Origin of the sequence: Sulfuricella sp. (genome assembly GCF_035531155.1) — a bacterium.
Lineage (GTDB): Bacteria > Pseudomonadota > Gammaproteobacteria > Burkholderiales > Sulfuricellaceae > Sulfuricella.
This window is the reverse complement of sequence record NZ_DATKTK010000056.1, coordinates 279850-297772: the sequence shown is the minus strand read 5'-3', so window position 1 is coordinate 297772 and position 17923 is coordinate 279850. Positions and strand designations below refer to the sequence as shown.

General features: G+C 58.9%; 16 protein-coding genes and 1 tRNA gene. 7 read left to right on the top strand and 10 right to left on the bottom strand.

The annotated features are described in order from the left end of the window. The first annotated feature begins 57 nt into the window (after nucleotides 1–57). The 4 genes from VMV64_RS13780 to VMV64_RS13765 all read left to right on the top strand — a co-directional run bounded on the left by VMV64_RS13780 (nucleotide 58) and on the right by VMV64_RS13765 (nucleotide 4559). Nucleotides 58–1656 carry an MFS transporter gene (locus VMV64_RS13780; RefSeq protein ID WP_325331287.1) on the top strand — a complete coding sequence of 533 codons (1599 nt, stop codon included), beginning with the start codon at nucleotides 58–60 and terminating at the stop codon, nucleotides 1654–1656. A gap of 158 nt (nucleotides 1657–1814) precedes the next feature. Continuing rightward, nucleotides 1815–2108 carry an HU family DNA-binding protein gene (locus VMV64_RS13775; RefSeq protein WP_325331285.1) on the top strand — a complete coding sequence of 98 codons (294 nt, stop codon included), beginning with the start codon at nucleotides 1815–1817 and terminating at the stop codon, nucleotides 2106–2108. Nucleotides 2109–2297: 189 nt separating this feature from the next. After that, entirely contained in the window at nucleotides 2298–3503 is a 1206-nt protein-coding gene (locus tag VMV64_RS13770; protein WP_325331283.1) for an NAD(P)/FAD-dependent oxidoreductase, read from the top strand. A 207-nt stretch (nucleotides 3504–3710) separates the two neighbouring features. Beyond that, nucleotides 3711–4559: an ABC transporter ATP-binding protein gene (locus VMV64_RS13765; protein WP_325331505.1), complete on the top strand. Its 849-nt coding sequence runs from the start codon at nucleotides 3711–3713 to the stop codon at nucleotides 4557–4559. Nucleotides 4560–4577: 18 nt separating this feature from the next. Here the strand turns inward: VMV64_RS13765 and VMV64_RS13760 are convergent, their stop codons facing one another. The 5 genes from VMV64_RS13760 to VMV64_RS13740 form a co-directional block, all read right to left on the bottom strand. Continuing rightward, nucleotides 4578–5372 (bottom strand): ABC transporter ATP-binding protein, encoded by a 795-nt coding sequence (locus VMV64_RS13760; protein ID WP_325331281.1) that lies wholly within the window; start codon nucleotides 5370–5372, stop codon nucleotides 4578–4580. 2 nt (nucleotides 5373–5374) lie between these two features. Then, on the bottom strand, nucleotides 5375–6208 hold the full coding sequence (locus VMV64_RS13755; protein ID WP_325331279.1) for an ABC transporter permease: 834 nt from the start codon (nucleotides 6206–6208) through the stop codon (nucleotides 5375–5377). Nucleotides 6209–6224: 16 nt separating this feature from the next. Then, nucleotides 6225–7196 (bottom strand): ABC transporter substrate-binding protein, encoded by a 972-nt coding sequence (locus VMV64_RS13750; protein WP_325331277.1) that lies wholly within the window; start codon nucleotides 7194–7196, stop codon nucleotides 6225–6227. Nucleotides 7197–7291: 95 nt separating this feature from the next. Further along, nucleotides 7292–8359, bottom strand: coding sequence for an NADH:flavin oxidoreductase/NADH oxidase (locus tag VMV64_RS13745; RefSeq protein ID WP_325331275.1), 1068 nt, complete (start codon nucleotides 8357–8359; stop codon nucleotides 7292–7294). Between the two features lie 70 nt (nucleotides 8360–8429). Continuing rightward, nucleotides 8430–9479, bottom strand: coding sequence for a class I fructose-bisphosphate aldolase (locus VMV64_RS13740; RefSeq protein ID WP_325331273.1), 1050 nt, complete (start codon nucleotides 9477–9479; stop codon nucleotides 8430–8432). Between the two features lie 154 nt (nucleotides 9480–9633). Here VMV64_RS13740 and VMV64_RS13735 point away from each other — a divergent pair, with 154 nt between their 5' ends. Together VMV64_RS13735 and VMV64_RS13730 are read left to right on the top strand one after the other, a co-directional pair. After that, the gene (locus tag VMV64_RS13735; RefSeq protein ID WP_325331271.1) at nucleotides 9634–9774 is read left to right on the top strand and encodes a hypothetical protein; all 141 of its coding nucleotides are present in this window, start codon (nucleotides 9634–9636) and stop codon (nucleotides 9772–9774) included. Between the two features lie 276 nt (nucleotides 9775–10050). Next, nucleotides 10051–11103 carry a hypothetical protein gene (locus VMV64_RS13730; protein ID WP_325331269.1) on the top strand — a complete coding sequence of 351 codons (1053 nt, stop codon included), beginning with the start codon at nucleotides 10051–10053 and terminating at the stop codon, nucleotides 11101–11103. Between the two features lie 124 nt (nucleotides 11104–11227). Here VMV64_RS13730 and nosD read toward each other — a convergent pair whose 3' ends face one another. From nosD to VMV64_RS13705, 5 genes are all read right to left on the bottom strand, one after another. Next, nucleotides 11228–12454, bottom strand: a complete 1227-nt coding sequence (gene nosD / locus VMV64_RS13725; RefSeq protein ID WP_325331267.1) for a nitrous oxide reductase family maturation protein NosD — start codon at nucleotides 12452–12454, stop codon at nucleotides 11228–11230. A 152-nt stretch (nucleotides 12455–12606) separates the two neighbouring features. Beyond that, on the bottom strand, nucleotides 12607–14511 hold the full coding sequence (locus tag VMV64_RS13720; RefSeq protein WP_325331265.1) for an ATP-binding cassette domain-containing protein: 1905 nt from the start codon (nucleotides 14509–14511) through the stop codon (nucleotides 12607–12609). 290 nt (nucleotides 14512–14801) lie between these two features. Then, complete coding sequence (locus VMV64_RS13715) at nucleotides 14802–16409, bottom strand: putative bifunctional diguanylate cyclase/phosphodiesterase (RefSeq protein WP_325331263.1); 1608 nt, start codon at nucleotides 16407–16409, stop codon at nucleotides 14802–14804. A 14-nt stretch (nucleotides 16410–16423) separates the two neighbouring features. Further along, nucleotides 16424–16819 carry a TraR/DksA family transcriptional regulator gene (locus VMV64_RS13710; RefSeq protein ID WP_325331261.1) on the bottom strand — a complete coding sequence of 132 codons (396 nt, stop codon included), beginning with the start codon at nucleotides 16817–16819 and terminating at the stop codon, nucleotides 16424–16426. Nucleotides 16820–16915: 96 nt separating this feature from the next. Beyond that, a complete protein-coding gene (locus VMV64_RS13705) occupies nucleotides 16916–17713 on the bottom strand; it encodes a hypothetical protein (protein ID WP_325331259.1) in 798 nt (265 codons plus the stop codon). A 60-nt stretch (nucleotides 17714–17773) separates the two neighbouring features. On the opposite strand from VMV64_RS13705, the gene VMV64_RS13700 reads away from it, so the two are divergent. Continuing rightward, nucleotides 17774–17849: transfer RNA gene (locus VMV64_RS13700), tRNA-Arg, on the top strand. Nucleotides 17850–17923 lie beyond the last annotated feature (74 nt).

The window sequence follows — 17923 nt, the reverse complement described above, 5'->3', positions numbered from 1 at the left end:
ATATGCTAAACGACAATGTACGCGGTACGGCATGGCTGCAAATGCAATCCAGATACGATGAGCACCCACATTAAAAAAACTCCGGCAGCAACCCCATGGGCGCCACTGCATCACCGAGTGTACCGGATACTGTGGATAGCCTCGGTTTTCTCCAACATTGGCTCGTGGATGCACGAGGTCGGTGCCGGCTGGCTGATGACATCGCTCGCACCCACTCCCCTGATGGTGGCCCTGGTCCAGGCAGCCACGGCTGCGCCGGTATTCATGCTGGCGTTGCCCGCAGGAGCTCTTGCCGATATCGTCGACCGGCGACGCTACCTGATCGCAACGCAGGTATGGATGATGATCGTTGCAGCAATTCTTGGCGCACTCACCCTGACCGGGCTGACGACTGCACCCCTGCTGCTGATTTTTACTTTCGCGCTTGGAATAGGCACTGCAATGATGATGCCCGCATGGGGTGCGATCACGCCGGAACTGGTTCCGCGTGCCGAGCTCCATGCCGCCATCAGCCTCAACACCATCGGAATGAACCTGTCCCGATCCGTTGGCCCGGCGCTTGCCGGGTTGATCGTTGCCGTAGCCGGGCCTGGATTCGTCTTTATCCTGAATGCCGTTTCATTTCTCGCCACCATAGCCGCACTGAAAAGCTGGCAGCGCCCGACCAGGGAAAGTGAATTACCCGCAGAACGACTCATCGGCGCGATCCGCGCCGGATTGCGCTATGCGCGGCATTCCCCGGAATTGCGGGCTGTGCTCGCTCGGGGCATTGCCTTTTTTGTGTTCGCCAGCGCTTCCTGGGCATTATTGCCCCTGATCGTTCGACAAGAGCTGAACAGCGGTCCCGGCACTTACGGGCTGTTCCTGGCTTGCGTGGGTGTAGGCGCCATCGGCGGCGCGTTGCTGCTGCCGCGTGTTCACCGTCATGCCTCACGGGACGGGATCGTGGCAGGCGCCACCGTGCTTTACACGGTTGCCATGCTGGCTCTTGCCCACAGTGGAAACGTGATTGCGGCCGGGGCTGCCATGCTGATTACGGGCGTGGCCTGGATCAGTGTCGTTTCATCCCTGATGACGGCAACCCAGACCGCCCTGCCAGGGTGGGTGCGGGCTCGTGGCCTGGCTTTCTTCTGGGTCGTGTTCACGGGAGGCATGGCGGTGGGTAGCGCACTCTGGGGGCAGATTGCCTCGTGGATCGGCATTCCCGAAACACTGACGGTGGCAGCCATCGGAGCGCTGGTCGGGATCGGTGCAACCTGGCAATACCGAATCGGACTGCACGATGTCGCTGACCTTACGCCGTCGATGCACTGGGCCACACCGATGATGGCCGATGACCTGGAACTGGATCGAGGGCCGGTGATGGTGACGGTGGGATACCAGATCGATCCGGCAAGAACCCATGAGTTCAAGCCTGTCATGCAGCAAATGCGCAGAATCCGGCGGCGCGACGGTGCATTCATGTGGGAACTGTTCAACGACATCGAAGACCCCGGACGCTTCGTGGAATGCTTCATGGTCGAATCATGGCTTGAACATTTACGCCAGCACGAGCGGGTGACCGTTGCGGACCGGGATATCAGCGAGAAGGCGCGGGTATTTCATATCGGCGCCGAACCTCCCAAGGTGACTCACCTGGTTGCAGGGAATGCGTGACCACGACAAAATAACCTGACTGGTGCTTCCAGCCAATTAGACACGGCGACTGCACGGCGAAAAATATCACTCCAGCATTTATTCAATGCCGATTGGCTTGACGCGAAATTTCCCCTACAATGTGTTTGCTTTAATCAACCACAACGGGAGCTAACACCATGAACAAAGCAGAACTGATCGATGCCGTAGCCAAATCCACCAAGCAAACCAAGGGCCAGACCGAAGAAACCCTGAACGCGCTGATGGCCACTGTCCAGAGTGCCATGGCCAAGGGCGACAATGTCCAGCTGATCGGCTTCGGCACCTTTGCCGTTGAAGAGCGCGCCGCACGCATTGGCCGCAACCCTGCCACCGGCAAGGAACTGAAGATTCCTGCCAAGAAGGTCGCCAAATTCAAGGTTGGCAGCAAGCTGAAAGACGCTGTTGCCGGCGTCAAAGCCAAGAAGAAGTAATAAAGCAATTCATGAGGGCGGCCTCCTCGGCCGCCCTTCTTTTCTCAGCGATACCCCTATTGCGCAGGATCTCCGCAACCCGCGCTCCCCGATCATGCCGCTTCAAAATGCAGCAATAAGCACAGAATCCAGCCGTTTCGACTTCTCGGCGCCAGCATCCTCTCTATCGCTTAAACCATTTTCCCTTCCATGCGCTTCGATATCATCGTAATCGGCGCCGGCGCCGCCGGCATGATGTGTGCCGCACAGGCCGGACGCCGTGGCCGGCGCGTATTGATCATCGACCACTCCGCCAAACTCGGCGAGCGCATCCGCATTTCCGGCGGCGGGCGCTGCAATTTCACCAACCGCAACGTAGGCGCAGAGAACTATCTCTCGCAGAACCCGCATTTCTGCCGCTCGGCGCTCGCCCGCTTCTCGCAGCGCGATTTCATCGCGATGATTGAACGGCGCCGCATTTCGTACCACGAACGGGAGCACGGCCAGCTTTTCTGCGACGATACGGCACAAGATATCATCGATATGCTCAAGGACGGCTGCGACGACGCCGGGGTACAGTGGGCAATGCCGTGCGCAGTGCACCACATCGAACGCATCGAAAACCATGAGGAAGGCTTGCGCTTTGCGGTCGCCACCGGGCTCGGCAGCTTTCGTTGCCAGTCGCTGGTGATCGCCACCGGCGGCCTCGCCGCTCCGAAAATCGGTGCCAGCCCCTTCGGCTACAAGATCGCGGAACAATTCGGCCTGCGCGTGATACCCCCCAAGCCCGCGCTGGTGCCGCTGGCGCTGGCGCCGGAAACATTGGTCCCACTGAAGTCGCTCGCCGGCGCATCGCTCGATGCCGGTACCCACTGTGACGGCGGCTCGTTCCGCGAAAATGTGTTGATCACCCACCGCGGCCTTTCCGGTCCGGCCATCCTGCAGATTTCGAGCTACTGGCAGATGCAGGAGTATGGCGGCGGAAAGAAACAGCCGGTTGAAATCGACCTGCTGCCCGATCTCGACGCGGCCGCCTGGCTGGCGGAGCATCGCCGCAGCAAGGCGTTGCTGTCGAATCTGCTGGCTGAACGGCTGCCGCGCCGCTTTGCGCATGAATGGTGCGCGCTGTTCGGCTGGGCAAAGCCGGTGAACGAGCTTTCCCAGCGCGAACTCGATGCCGCCGCGCAGGCCCTCAAGGGATGGGCACTGCTGCCATCCGGCACGCTGGGCTATGCCAAGGCCGAAGTCACGCTGGGTGGCGTCGACACCGACGGACTTTCGTCGAAAACCATGGAGGCCAAGCCGGCGCCGGGGCTCTATTTCATCGGCGAAGTGGTTGACGTCACCGGCTGGCTCGGCGGCTACAACTTCCAGTGGGCGTGGTCATCGGGCTGGGTTGCGGGACAGGTTGCGTAGTAAATTATTAAAAACCGTTGTTATCCACGGATTAACACGGATGTACACAAATTATCAATGGGTTACATGAAGCAACCAGCCCACCCTCGGGTAGCCAACGGCTCATGCGCAACCATTTGTTTTATCAGTGTTAATCTGTGTTAATCCGTGGATAAACTGCCGTTTTTGGCAACATGCGATAAGATAATGGATAATGTCGTTCAGACAATGACCCGAATCAGCAAGGAGGCGCAAGTTTTGAAGCAATCCCCGGAAAACCTGGTCGAGATCAGCAATCTCCACTTCGCGTATGGCAAACGGAAGATACTTAAAGGCATCAACCTCACCATTCCTCGCGGAAAAATCGTCGCCATTCTGGGGGTAAGCGGGTGCGGCAAGTCCACCCTGCTTCGCCATGTCGGCGGGCAGCTCAGGCCTTCGCGCGGCAGCGTCAAGGTTGAAGGCAAGGTCATCCACGAACTCGACAATGACGGCCTGTACGCCATGCGCCGGGAAATGGGCATGATGTTCCAGGTGAGCGGGCTGTTCAGCGATCTGTCGGTTTTCGACAATATTGCGTTCCCGATGCGCGAACACACCGACCTCCCGGAGGAAGTGATCCGCGATCTGGTATTGATGAAACTCCACGCAGTCGGCCTGCGCGGCGCCCATGCCCTGATGCCGAGCGAGCTGTCGGGCGGCATGGAGCGGCGGGTGGCTCTGGCGCGCGCAATCGCTCTGGACCCCACGTTGATTATCTACGACGAGCCCTTCGCCGGTCTCGATCCGATCTCGCTCAACACCATCGCAAACCTGATCCGGCGCCTGAACGATGCGCTGGGCGTGACTTCGGTGGTGGTGACCTACGACGTATCGGAATCCCTGAAGGTCGTCGACTACGTCTACTTCATCAATGACGGCGTGGTGGTGGCCGAGGGTGCGGCGGCAGAAATGCTCGCCTCCACCGACCCATTCGTCCACCAGTTCGTCCATGCGGAGCCGGACGGACCCGTCGGCTTCCAGTACCCGAGCAAGCCCTACGCACAGGAACTGGGTTTGAGGAACAAAGGCGCTTGAAGCAATACAGCCGGCTCATCAGTCGGCGGTGGGCGCCTTGATTTCTTCCTGGTTGTGCCGGCTTTGCTCTTCCATCACCAGCAGCGACAGTTCTTTCTTGAGCTCGTTGAACTCGGCTGAACTGGGGTCGCGCGAGCGCGGCATGGCGACGCTGACATCCTTCTTGATCTTGCCGGGGCGATAGGTCATGACGACGATCCGGTCGGCAAGGTAGATGGATTCCTCGATGCTGTGGGTGACGAAGATGATGGTCTTCTTGAATTCCGTCCAGATCCGCAGCAGCTCGTCCTGGAGATTGCGCCGGGTGAGCGAGTCTAGCGCCCCGAACGGCTCGTCCATCAGCATGATCGGGGAGTCCAGCGCCAGCACGCGGGCGATCGCCACGCGCTGGCGCATGCCGCCGGACAGGTCTTTCGGATAGCGGTCGCGGAAATCCTGCAAATTCAGCATTTCCAGCAGTGCTCCCACTTTCTCCCTGATTTGCGCCTTGGGCTGCTTCTTGATCTCGAGGCCGAAGGCGATGTTCTTCTCCACCGTCATCCACGGGAACAGGGCATATTCCTGAAACACCATGCCGCGATCCGGCCCAGGCGACTGCACCGGATGTCCGTCGACGAGGATGGCGCCGGTGGTGGGCGGCGAGAAGCCGGCGACGGCATTGAGCAGGGTGGACTTGCCGCAGCCGGAAGGCCCGAGCAGGCAGATGAACGTCCCGCGCTGGACGTCCAGGTTGATGTCGTCCAGCGCCACCACTTCGCGGTCGCCGGTGCTGAATACCTTGCTTACTTTGCCGATCTGGATATGGGGCTGCATGGTCAGTTGCTTTCGATACCTCGATGCCACTTGAGCAGATAATTGTTGAGACCGTTCATGCCGGTGTCGATGGCCAGCCCGAGCAGGCCGATGCTGAACATGCCGGCGATGATCTTGTCCGACCAGAAGAACTCGCGCGCTTCCAGAATCCGGTAGCCGAGGCCATTGTTGACGGCGATCATTTCCGCCACGATCACCACGATGAAGGCGGTGCCGACGCCGATCCGGGCGCCGGTCAGGATGTAGGGCGTGGCCGCCGGCAGCATCACGCGCAGGAACATGGTGGTCTGGCCCGCACCCAGGCTGCGCGCGGCGCGGATGTAGATGCCGTCGACATGGCGCACGCCGGCGATGGTATTCATCAGGATCGGGAAAAATGCGCCGATGACGATGAGAAAAATCGCCGGCGGGTTGCCCAAGCCAAACCACAGAATCGACAGCGGGATGAAGGCGATCGGCGGAATCGGCCGCAGCACCTGGATCAGCGGATTGAACAGCTTGTAGATGCGATCGTTCGCACCCATCAGCAGGCCCAGCGGCAGCGCCAGAACAGCGCCCACAAGAAAACCAGTCACCACGCGATAGAGGCTGGCGTAGGCATCACGGATCAGCTCGCCGGAAAAAAACCATGCCAGATAGCTCGCTTTGGCCGGATCGAAAAGCTCCTGTGGCTTGAGGTATTCCCACCACCTGGCCAGCACCGCAGTGGGTGCTGGCAGAATTTGTGGATTGACGATCGCTTGCACCGACAGCCACTGCCACACCGCCAGCAGCGCGATCGGCACCAGGAAGCCTTGCAGGGTCTCGAATATTTTTGCCCGGTAGGAATTTTTCATCTTTGCCCGCACCGCCTTATTTTACCTTTAATTCTTTCTTCGCCTTGTCGAGCAGCGCAAGCCGCACCCAGTCCTTTGCCAGCGGCGGATTGGCCATCTTGCCGACGCCGTATTTCTTCATCAGGTCGGTGGTAATCTGGACGTGGTCGAGGCTGACGTCATAAGTGAAGGAGGCATTGCTCATGGCGTCCTGGTAGTCGTCGATGCTGATCTGATTCTTGAACATCTGCTCGCGCACGTATTTTTCCGCCAGCTTGGGGTTGTCCTGGAAAGTCTGGGTCGCTTCCACGAACAGCTTGAGCACCCGCTCGGCGACGTCACGCTTCTCGTTATACATCTTCTCGGTCATCACCAGCGCCCGCACCGGCTCGCCCAATGGCGTGTCGTAAGGCTTCAGCACCTCCACCCCGAAGCCCTTGTTGATCGACTGGGAGGATTGCGGCTCGGACTGGCACATGGCGTCGATATGTTTCTGCATCAGAGCCTGGTTCAGGTCGGCGAACGGCATGAAGAATATCTGCACGTCCTTGCCCGGTTGATCGGACCAGGTCAGGTTGTGCTTGGCCAGCTCGGCTGCCAGCAGCAGTTCCTGCGCCCCGCCGCGCGCCACGCCCACCTTCTTGCCCTTGAGGTCGGCCACCGACTTGATGTTCAGGTCGGGGCGGGCGACGATGCGCGCGCCGCCCTTGGCAAAGCCCGCCACCACGTAGATCGGCACGCCGCTGGCGCGGCCGGCAACGGCCGCATCCAGCGCGCTCGCCGCGATGTCGATCTCGCCGGCGATGGTTGCCGGCAGGATGTCGAGGCCTTTGGCAAACACACGTTCTTCGATCTGCAGATTGTACTTAGGCGCGATCTCCTTCATGTAGGAAACCGCCCCATAATGGGCGAACTTGAGATTGCCGAGCCTGACCACATCCGGCGCGGCCTGCGCGCCAAGCGCGAAAAACAAGGTGCATGCCAGCAGAAATAATTTTGAAAATTTCATGTGATCCCCCTTGAAGAACTTGAAACAAAAGCGCATCGCGCCGCAAAAAAATCGATTATACCCTCAGCCATCCCTCCTGCCCTAGCAGGGGCTAGTCACTCCGGCCTGGCCCGTTCATACTGCAATGGCCACGGAACTTCCACCCCCAATTTGCGCGCCGCGTGCAGCGGCCAGTAGGGGTCGCGCAGCAGTTCGCGGGCGAGGAAGACCGCGTCGGCCAGGCCGGTTGCCACGATCTGCTCGGCCTGTTCGGGCGCGGTAATGAGGCCGACGGCCCCGACAGCGATCCCCGCCTCCTGCCGGATGGCGGCCGCGAAAGGCGTCTGAAAGCCGGGGCCGGCCGGTATTCGGGCATCAGGGGTCAAGCCGCCGCTGGAACAATCGATCAGGTCGACACCCGCCTCTTTCAGCCAGCGGCAAAGCTGCAGCGACTGGGCCAAGTCCCAGCCGCCCTCCACCCAGTCGGTCGCGGAAATGCGCACGAACAGCGGCAGATCCTGCGGCCACACCTCGCGCACCGCCCGCGCTACCCGCAACGGCAGGCGGGCGCGGTTTTCCAGGCTGCCGCCGTAAACGTCGTTGCGGCGGTTGCTGAGCGGCGACAGGAATTGGTGCAGCAAATAGCCGTGGGCCATGTGGATTTCCGCCACCTCGAAACCGGCGGCCAGACAGCGCCTGGCGGCAGCGGCGAAAGCAGCCACGATCCCGTCCAGTTCCGCCACATCCAATTCGCGCGGCAGTGGCGAGCCCGGCGCAAAAGGAATGGCGCTGGGAGCAACCACTTGCCAGCCGCCCTGTTCCGGCCCGAGCGAACTGCGGCTGAGCCAGGGCGCATCGGTGGAAGCCTTGCGCCCGGCATGGGCAAGCTGGATGGCGGGTGCCGCGCCCTGCTCGCGGATGAAGCGTGCGATCGGCGCCAGCGCCTCGGTATGGTGCTCCGACCAGAGGCCAAGATCGTAGGGAGAGATGCGCCCCTCGGGCGCAACCGCGGCGGCCTCCACCATTACCAAGCCGGCCCCGCCGACGGCGCGGCTGCCCAAGTGAACCAGGTGCCAGGTATCCGCCATGCCGTCCTGCGCCGAGTACTGGCACATGGGGGAAACGAAAATCCGGTTTTTAAACTCCAAGCCGCGCAACTTGAAGCGCGAGAACAGCTTGCTCATTTTTGCACTCCTGAAAGCGACAAAGCCAGGCAGTTGCCTGGCTTTGTCCATGACCCTGACCCCAAGCATCTTAGGCGATAGACACATCCCCGGACAAGTATACGTCCTGTATCGCGTTGAGCAACATCACGCCATCCTGCATCGGCTTCTGGAACGCCTTGCGGCCGGATATCAGGCCCATGCCGCCGGCGCGCTTGTTGATCACGGCAGTGCGCACCGCCTGACCCAGGTCGTTCTCGCCCGAGGCGCCGCCGGAGTTGATCATGCCCGCCCGCCCCAGATAGCAGTTCGCCACCTGGTAGCGCACCAGGTCGATCGGATGGTCGCTGGTCAGCTCGGAGTACACCTTGGGGTGGGTCTTGCCGAACTTGATCGCGGTATAGCCCCCGTTGTTCTCGGCCTGCTTCTGCTTGATGATGTCGGCCTCGATGGTGGCGGCGAGATGGTTGGCTTGGCCGGTCAGGTCGGCGCTGGTGTGGTAGTCGACGCCGTCCTTCTTGAAGCCGGGATTGCGCAGGTAGGCCCACAGCACCGTCGCCATGCCCAGTTCGTGGGCGTGGGCGAAGGCTTCGGAAATTTCGAGGATCTGGCGGCGCGATTCGGGCGATCCATAATATACCGTCGCGCCCACCGCCACCGCGCCCATGTCGAATGCCTGATCGACGCTGGCGAACAGGGTCTGGTCGTAGATTTCCGGGTAGGTCAGCATTTCGTTGTGGTTGATTTTGACGATGAACGGAATCTTGTGCGCATACCTGCGCGCTACCGATCCCAGTACGCCCAAGGTCGAGGCCACCGCGTTGCAGCCGCCCTCGATCGCCAGCTTGACGATGTTTTCCGGGTCGAAGTAGATCGGGTTGGGCGCAAAGGAGGCGCCGGCCGAATGCTCGATGCCCTGGTCCACCGGCAGGATGGAAAGATAGCCGGTGCCGCCCAGCCGCCCGTGGTCGAACAGGGTTTGCAGCGCGCGCAGCACGCCGGGCCTGACGTCTTTCTGCGCCACCACGCGGTCGACAAAGTCCGGCCCGGGCAGGTGCAGCATGTCCTTGGGAATCCCCTTGCACTGGTAGGCCAGCAAACTCTCCGCTTCGTTGCCCAGCAACTTGATGATATCGGTCATTTTCGTTTCCCTTGCTGATCAAAGTGAATAAGGCGCATCACTTCTAAATATAGCAGCCACCTCGAACATCCCCAAAATACCTGCTTAACTTGGGGAACCGGCAAGAATTTCGGCAAAATGCATGAATACCAATTTAAAACAAAGGGGAGCTGCCATGGGATTTCTCGCCCTACTTGCCATTCTGGCTGTCGCCGCGGTTTATTCCATCATGCTCTACAACGGCTTGGTCAGCCTCAGGCACAATGTTTCCAAGGCCCTGGGCCAACATCGGTGTGCTCCTCAAGCAGCGCCATGACGAGCTGCCCAAGCTGAAAGTGCAAAAGCCGACATTCCAGCTAAAATTAAACGACCTACCTCATTTCCCGTCTAAAGCCTCATGTGCATCCGAAGCGAAATTTCGGTCGTTCTGCGCATCTTTGTATTGCCGCTCTGTTTCGCCTTCGACGCGTCGGCGGAGAGCTATGATCGGCCACCTCATGAGACAACAATTTCCAGGAGCGAGAACACATCCGATGATCAGGGTATCCGCTTTGCCTGCAAGCCAAACCAGCTTGAAGTAGTCGAGTCTGACATGTCGGATTATTTGGCGTCCTTGGAGGTTGCTCCAGGCTTGGTCGTAAAAAAAATGGATCGAACGAATGGAACACTGGTTTTTACCTTGAATACCCCTAAAGACGATGTAGATACCCTAAGCCTTAAAGACAAACCAGAGCTGATGCTCCAAGACGAGGTCGTCAGCCTTCCCGCGAAACGGGGGAAAGAGAGAAAGGTTCACACCGTTTCAAAAAAAGAAATTTTACTTGCCACCCTCCAGCACGGGCGACTTACGGAGTTCAAAGACGGAAATTGCAATATAGAAGCTCTAAAAGATCATGTAGGGATTCGTCAAAACACGGTGGCATGGTCTGAGAGGATGAACTTGGTCTGGCCTGACGGAGGCTCTGCCAGGTGGAATATGAAATATTGGGAACGCGGCACACCCAAGGCAGGCTTCCCCCTGCACGAAGCCATCAACGACGTTTTCAACAACCAACACAAGTATTCCATCGGATGCTACGCGGCCGCAAAAATCGTGATGATTCAAGGCTTGCTGGATTACTATCGCCGCATCAAGAAAGATCCGGCACTTCTGAAAATAGTGGAAAACAGGCTTTGGGCCGATAAGGAGCCACTAGTAAATGTCGAACCGGGAATAATGTGGGACTTTGAGACGGATTTTGATCCAAATGAACTAGAACGGCCAGGAAAGATATTGAAAATACAATATGGTATTGCACCAAAGAATTTCATTCCCGGAGATTGGGCCTATTTGCTGAACACAGACCAAATATCTTACCGGAAGACTGGATATGAAGGTTCCAATGCGATCTACATGGGACGCAATAAATTCATTGATTTATACAATGACCGCGGACACTTCTATACCTTTCAACAGAAAATAGATGAGGTGTATCAGTGGAGAAATGGTGTTTTTAACCGGTCCCGTGATTCAGCAAAGATAAAACCCCTTGCCGAACAAGAGATGGAGCGGCTGAGTACCCCCCCTTCCGAAGGCGGCATCTTGATGGATTTCAGGGTCTCCCCCTATCTTTTCCGGTCCAATGAATTGCCGAAAATTCAATAACCCTATTGGCGTGAACCCCTATGACAATCTGAATTTGTTACAAGTGCGACTGATCGCCGTGTGTCAGTTGCAGCTGTTGAGGGCTTACCCAATCGCCTGATCACGGATCACGCAGCCAACGCAGCTAACGCCGCCCCACCGGCTTGTTAAACAGCGGAGCCGAATCGCGCAGGATCATGTCCGGCGGGGAAAAAGGCGCCAGCCGTTCGAGAAAATCCAGCAGCTCCAGCACTGGCGAATTGCGGAAAAACCGCGCTTGGGGAATTTCCATCCAGATCCGGTCGGCAAAGATATACATCTCGTGGGGAGTGTCGCCGATTCCGTCATGATTGCGGTCGAAGCCCTCGTAATCGTCCCAGTAGTTGCCGCGCCAGTCGTTTTTGCCCGCATCGCCGCTGCCGAACATCATCGCAACATGGATGAGATTGCTCTCGAAGCTGTTGCCGTGCAGGACATGGCCGCCCCGCTCGCCGGAAAACTGGATGCCGGTGGCGTTATGGGCGATCCGGTTGCCGCTCAGCACGGTCCTGTCCGCCTGTTCGGTGGGCGAATCGGCGAGGACGCCGACAGCGCAGTGGACGATTTCGTTGCCTTCCGCCAGACCTTCCGCACTCTTCTTGAAGGCCAGCCCCGCCCCGCTTACGCCGAGCGAATGGAAAATCCGGTTGCGCCGGACCTTCACCCGGTCCGAATTCAGAACGATGATGCCGGTGGCGTTGTGAGCGAGGGCGTTGCGCTCGATCGCGCTGTCTGGCGAAAAAATCAGGTGGATGCCGTAACGGCTGTTGCGGATGATGTTGCCGACAACGCGGTTGCGCGGCGAATTCATCAGGGTAACGTCGCGCGCCTGGTCGATGTCGTTGCCCTCGACCAGGTTGTCCATGCTGTACCAGAGGCGGATCGCCTCGCCCCGCATCGCCAGCTCAGCTGGTTTGGAGCGGATGCGATTGTGGCGCAGGATGTTCTGGTTGGCCTGTTTCAGGCTGATGCCGAACAGCGCGTCGTCGATCACGTTGTCCTCGATGCGGTTGCCGTTGCCGGTCAGCGCGATGCCGGTATCCACCCGGTCGTGCGAGCCGCCCGAGTTCGTCAGCCGCAGCCCTCTCACCACCGCCCCGTTGGCATTGATGATCAGCACCGAGCCGGTGCCACCGCCATCGATCGTGACCTTGCCGCCGCCATCAACGATGATCTGGCGCGAAATCAGCGCCGGCCCGGCATAGACCCCGGGCTGGGGATGCAACGTTCCCCCGGTGGGCGTGGCGTCGACCAGGGCCTGGAAGGAAGGATAGGCTGCCGACGCAGCCAGGGGACACGCCAGCAGAAACAGGAAAAGAAAAATTGGGGTCACAAGTGAACACGCATAAAACGATCTTCGCTATGTAACAGCATTTACCCGCTGCCGACAATGCGCGATATCAATTCAACTCATTCCTGCTTTGCCAGTTATGCAGGTTGGGTTAACCCGTAGCCCGGATGGAATGAAATCCGGGCTACAACTTATCACGCCTTTTGCTTGGCCTCCAGCTCTTCCCAGCGCGCCAGGGCGGTCAGCAGCGCTTCCTCGATCTCGGCGGTGCGCGCCTGCAGGCGCTTTACCTCCTCGGGATTGGCGCGATAGAGTTCGCCGTCCGCCAGCTTTGCGCCGAGCATGGACTGCTCCCGCTCCAGCGCCTCGATTTGCCCCGGCAATGTTTCCAGCTCGCGGTTTTCCTTGAAGGACAGCTTGATTTTGGCCGCCGGCTTTTCCTGTGCCGGCTTCGGTTTGGCCGCAGCAGCGGCTTTCTTCTCCGCTTCCGTTTCCACGCGGAGGCGGTAACGCAGCCAGTCCTCGTAGCCGCCGGCATATTCGGCCAGTCGGCCATCCCCTTCGAAGGCGATGGTCGAAGTCACCACGTTGTCGAGGAAGGTCCGGTCATGACTCACCAGAAACAGGGTGCCGGAATATTCCAGCAGCAGCTCTTCGAGCAGTTCCAGGGTTTCGATGTCGAGGTCGTTGGTCGGTTCGTCCAGCACCAGCACGTTGGCGGGGCGGGTGAACAGGCGCGCCAGCAACAAGCGATTGCGCTCGCCGCCGCTGAGTGAAGAAACCTTGGCGCGTGCTCGTTGCGGCGGAAAGAGGAAATCGCCGAGATAGCTGATGACGTGCTTCTTCACCTCGCCGATTTCGACGAAGTCGTTGCCCTGGCTGATGGTGTCGATCAGGGTCGCCTCCTCGTTGAGCTGCTCGCGCATCTGGTCGAAATAGGCGACGGCGAGCTTGGTGCCGCTTTTCACCGTGCCGGAATCGGGCTGCAGCTCGCCCAGGATAAGCTTGAGCAGGGTGGTTTTCCCGGCACCGTTCGGCCCGATAAGGCCGATGCGGTCGCCGCGCATGATGCGCGTGGAGAAATCGCGGATCACGGTCTTGTCGCCGAAGGATTTGGTGACGTGCTCCAGTTCCGCCACCAGCTTGCCGGAGCGATCTCCTGCATCGAGCGCCAGCCGGGCCTTGCCGGTCTGGTTGATGCGCGCCGTATGCTCGCGGCGCAGCTGCTCCAGCTGACGCACCCGGCCTTCATTGCGGGTACGCCGGGCTTTGATGCCCTGGCGTATCCACACCTCTTCCTGGGCTAGGACCTTGTCGAATTTTGCGTTCAGGACCTCTTCGGCTTCGAGCATCTCCTGCTTTCTGCGCTGGAAAGTGGAGAAATTGCCGGGAAAACTCGCCAGCTGCCCGCGGTCCAGCTCGATGATGCGAGTCGCGACGTTGTCGAGAAAGCGCCGGTCGTGGGTGACGAACAGCACGCCGCCGGCAAAGGATTTGAGCAGCTCTTCCAGCCACTCGATGGCGGCCAGGTCGAGGTGGTTGGTGGGCTCGTCCAGCACCAGCACATCCGGCTCGGCAACCAGCGCCCGGGCCAGCGCAACGCGCTTCTTCCAGCCGCCGGAAAGCGATGAAACCAGCGCATCTTCAGGCAGTGCCAGGCGGCTCATCACCGCGTCGATACGGCTTTGCTGGCGCCAGCCGTCGCGCGCCTCCAGTTCGGTCTGCAACACCTGCATGCGCTCCAGCAGCGCATCGGTATCCGCGCCTTCCTCCCCCAGCGCATGAGAAACGGCATGGTAGTCGATCAGCAGCTGGCTCAAGCCGACCAGCCCCTCCGCCACCGCCTCGAATACGGTGTGGTCGGGATCGAGCTGCGGCTCCTGGGGGACATAGGCCAGATTCAGCCCGGGCGCGCGCCATACCTTGCCGTCGTCGGCGGAAGCCACGCCGGCGATGATCTTCAGCAGGCTGGATTTGCCGCCGCCGTTACGGCCGATCAGGCCCACCCGCTCGCCGAGGTCGAGCTGTAAATCCGCCTGATCCAGCAAGGGATGGTGGCCATAGGCGAGAGATAGTTTTTCCAGGGTGATGACGGGCATAATTGAATGGCTTGGAGATTTTAACGAAAGGCGGATTTTACACCGCTCAGGTCGAACCGGGAGATTTAACCAAAAAACTTACTCACCGCAGAGGATGCCGGATAATTCAACCTAAAAACGGCAATTGCTTAACCGCAGAGGCGCAGAGACGCAGAGACGCAGAGGAATAAATGGGTTACAGCAATTTTCCATCCCTCCAAATGAATGAGATCATGCAATACCATAATCGTTGTTTTTTCTCAGCGCCTCTGCGCCTCTGCGGTTCAACTGAGTTTTTTAGGTTCAAAGACTCAAAGGGGTTTTTCAGGCTTGAACAGGCAAACGATTTCTTCGGGCGGAACCGGGCGGCTGAAGTGGTATCCCTGGTATTCATCGCATTTCTGCACACCCAGGAATTCAAGCTGATCTTCGGTTTCCACGCCTTCGGCGATCACGCTCAGGCCCATGCTGCGCCCCAGGCTGATGACGGCTACGGCGATTGCCGCATCGTTCGAATCGGTAATGATGTCCCGCACGAAAGATCGGTCGATCTTGAGGCGGTCGATCGGGAAGCGCTTAAGGTAGCTGAGCGAGGAATAGCCGGTGCCGAAGTCGTCGATGGCCACCAGCACGCCGCGACTCTTGAGCTGTCCCAGAATCATGCTGGTCTTGCTGGTGTTTTCCATCAGCAAGCCCTCCGTCAGCTCAAGCTCCAGCAGCTTGGGGCTGATCCCCGTTTCCCGCAATATGCTATCGATCATTTCCACCAGGTTATCCTGGCGGAACTGACGAGCGGATAAATTCACCGCCATGCGCAGAGGGGGCAGTCCGGCATCCTGCCAGGCCCGGCACTGGGCGCAGGCGGTGCGCAGTACCCACTCGCCGACGAGAATGATCAGATTGTTCTCTTCCAGCAACGGAATAAATTCATTCGGCGGAACCAGGCCCCGCTCGGGATGGTTCCAGCGCAGCAGCGCTTCCACGCCGATCACCCGCCCGCTTTTAATGTCCACCTGGGGCTGGTAGTGGAGGGTAAACTCTTCTCTCTCTATGGCTCGCCGCAACGCGCCTTCCATGGCAAAGCGCTCAATCGCGAGCGCATTCATATCCGTGGTGTAAAAACGAAAATGATTGCGGCCATATTCCTTGGCACTGTACATCGCGGCATCGGCATTCTTGAACAGGCTATCGCTGTCGTGACCGTCCATGGGGTAGATGGTGATTCCCATGCTGGGCGTGACATAAATCTCCTGGCTGGAGGGCGTAAAGGGCAAAGAAAAAATCTCCACGACTTTCTGTGCGATCAACGCAATTTCTTCAATCTCCGACACCCCTTCCAGAACAATGGCAAATTCGTCACCGCCAATCCGCGCCAGGGTGTCATCCTCCAGCACGCAGCGGCGAAGGCGATCCGCGATATCCTGTAGCAGCAGGTCGCCATGGGTGTGCCCAAGGGTATCGTTAATGGTCTTGAAATTGTCGATGTCGAGCAGCATCACCGCCACCATCCGGTGACTGCGGGCAGACCGGCTAATCGCATGCCCAAGACGGTCGAGAAACAGGAAGCGGTTCGGCAGTCCCGTCAGCGCATCGTAGTTGGTCACCTGGACCAGGTTCTGTTCCGCCTCTTTATGATGGCTGAGAATACTGGTTATCTTGAGGGATCTTTCCGACAGCGCTTTTTCGGTTTCCCGCAAAACGCTGACCAGATAATAGAGGAAGGGAACCATGGCCGTTGTGGCGACAACAGCCGTGATCAGGCTGACCCAAAAATAATCGGCCGATCCGTTGCCGGTGAGCACAATGATGGATTCCGTCAAAAGCACGGAGACCAGAACCGGCAGCACGACGAAAACCCATAACCTCCCGGATTTAGCCTTTTCGGCCAGGCGCGCCGCGGTCAACTTGATCAGTTCCAACCCGTCACCTGACCTTACATAGTAGGACGTCCTTCATGAGCGTAGGTGAGCTCATGAAGGGATTGGCAGGAAATGCAGCGCGCGGCAGTCGGGTAAGCCCGTAGCCGCTCAAGCGGAATATCCGCGCCGCAGTCAACGCAGGAGCCATAATCCCCTGATGCGAGACGCTTGAGCGTCACCTCGATAGCACGCACCTCGATGACTTGCCGGTCGACCATCGCAGCGCCCAGGTCAGCCAGCATGTCTGCCACCGACTCATCCCCCAGATCGGGAACGCGTCCGGCCAGATCAATATAATGCTGCTCACCCGAACGGGCCAGCTCGTCACGGATTTCTTCAAGCAGTAGCTGGCGGCGCTTCTCCAGGCTCTGCTTGAGCTGCGCAGCTTCGTCAGCAGTAAAAGCGGCCATTATTCAGACTCCTCGTAAAAATCCGGTGAAACAAAATGACAATTTTATCACAGGACACAAAACTCCTGTTTATACGATTGTTCATCAAGCGGCTCTTCAATCGCCACTCAGATTTCTCTGTGCCCGCCTCACAATATAGCAGCAAGCGCTGTTGTCCGGGTAATTCCGGAACCAATCCCGGCACACTTCTCTGACCCATTCCGGCCGGCTCTTGGCGGCATCGTTCAGCCAGTTAGCAACAGAATCCTGTACATAACGACTTTCGTCGCGGCAGCACGCCTCAAGCAATGGCAGGCCATACCAGGGCTCTGCCTGCAGCGGAGCAATGTGCTTCGCCCACACCCCGCGTGGCCGCGTAATCTCAACGGCAAATCGGCGCAAATTGGCGTCCGGCTCGATTACCCACCTATGCAACCGGGCAATCGCCTCAAACGGCGCGGTCACGACAACCGGACGCAACGCCAGCCAGGCCCATTCGCGCACGCCGAAATGACGATCCGCGGCAAGCGGCCTCATCTCCATGAATTTATCGGCGAAACCCAACTCCGGATGCAAAGCAATCGCAAAACAAGCAAACCCCCGCACCGTATCGGATGGATGAGCGATGAGCTGCTGCAATGCCCCCATATCGTCAAAAGCACCGTGCCTGCCCACCATCCACCCGGCCAGTTCCATGCGCTTTACCAGGCCATGCCCGGAAAAATCCTGACGCGTAGCTTCCTGCGCCAGTCCTGCCGCGTTTCCCGACCAGCCATTCAACGTGCCGAGCAACACGGCAAAATTCATCGCCGTCTGCTCGGTCAGGGTCGCGGTTTCCATTTCACCGCGATTGAGAAGAGCGGTCAGGTCGGGCGGGATATCGCGCCGCCGGACATAGCCTTTACGTTTCGGCATGAATCGGCTGCCACAATCGATTTTATCCATCCATGAATTTTAGCGTAAAATGGCGACCTCGCCCCAGTAGCTCAGTGGATAGAGCAACCCCCTCCTAAGGGGTAGGTCGGACGTTCGATTCGTCTCTGGGGCACCAGTATACATAAGGCTCTCAGCGATTCAGGCTTTTTTCATGTCTAGCAGCATTTCAAATATGTAACCAGTCTGTAA

Coding starts and splice junctions, on each gene's coding strand:
- VMV64_RS13780 (WP_325331287.1), top strand. CDS start 58: ATGAGCACCCACATTAAAAAAACTCCGGCAGCAACCCCATGGGCGCCA.
- VMV64_RS13775 (WP_325331285.1), top strand. CDS start 1,815: ATGAACAAAGCAGAACTGATCGATGCCGTAGCCAAATCCACCAAGCAA.
- VMV64_RS13770 (WP_325331283.1), top strand. CDS start 2,298: ATGCGCTTCGATATCATCGTAATCGGCGCCGGCGCCGCCGGCATGATG.
- VMV64_RS13765 (WP_325331505.1), top strand. CDS start 3,711: ATGACCCGAATCAGCAAGGAGGCGCAAGTTTTGAAGCAATCCCCGGAA.
- VMV64_RS13760 (WP_325331281.1), bottom strand. CDS start 5,372: ATGCAGCCCCATATCCAGATCGGCAAAGTAAGCAAGGTATTCAGCACC.
- VMV64_RS13755 (WP_325331279.1), bottom strand. CDS start 6,208: ATGAAAAATTCCTACCGGGCAAAAATATTCGAGACCCTGCAAGGCTTC.
- VMV64_RS13750 (WP_325331277.1), bottom strand. CDS start 7,196: ATGAAATTTTCAAAATTATTTCTGCTGGCATGCACCTTGTTTTTCGCG.
- VMV64_RS13745 (WP_325331275.1), bottom strand. CDS start 8,359: ATGAGCAAGCTGTTCTCGCGCTTCAAGTTGCGCGGCTTGGAGTTTAAA.
- VMV64_RS13740 (WP_325331273.1), bottom strand. CDS start 9,479: ATGACCGATATCATCAAGTTGCTGGGCAACGAAGCGGAGAGTTTGCTG.
- VMV64_RS13735 (WP_325331271.1), top strand. CDS start 9,634: ATGGGATTTCTCGCCCTACTTGCCATTCTGGCTGTCGCCGCGGTTTAT.
- VMV64_RS13730 (WP_325331269.1), top strand. CDS start 10,051: ATGTCGGATTATTTGGCGTCCTTGGAGGTTGCTCCAGGCTTGGTCGTA.
- VMV64_RS13720 (WP_325331265.1), bottom strand. CDS start 14,511: ATGCCCGTCATCACCCTGGAAAAACTATCTCTCGCCTATGGCCACCAT.
- VMV64_RS13710 (WP_325331261.1), bottom strand. CDS start 16,819: ATGGCCGCTTTTACTGCTGACGAAGCTGCGCAGCTCAAGCAGAGCCTG.
- VMV64_RS13705 (WP_325331259.1), bottom strand. CDS start 17,713: ATGCCGAAACGTAAAGGCTATGTCCGGCGGCGCGATATCCCGCCCGAC.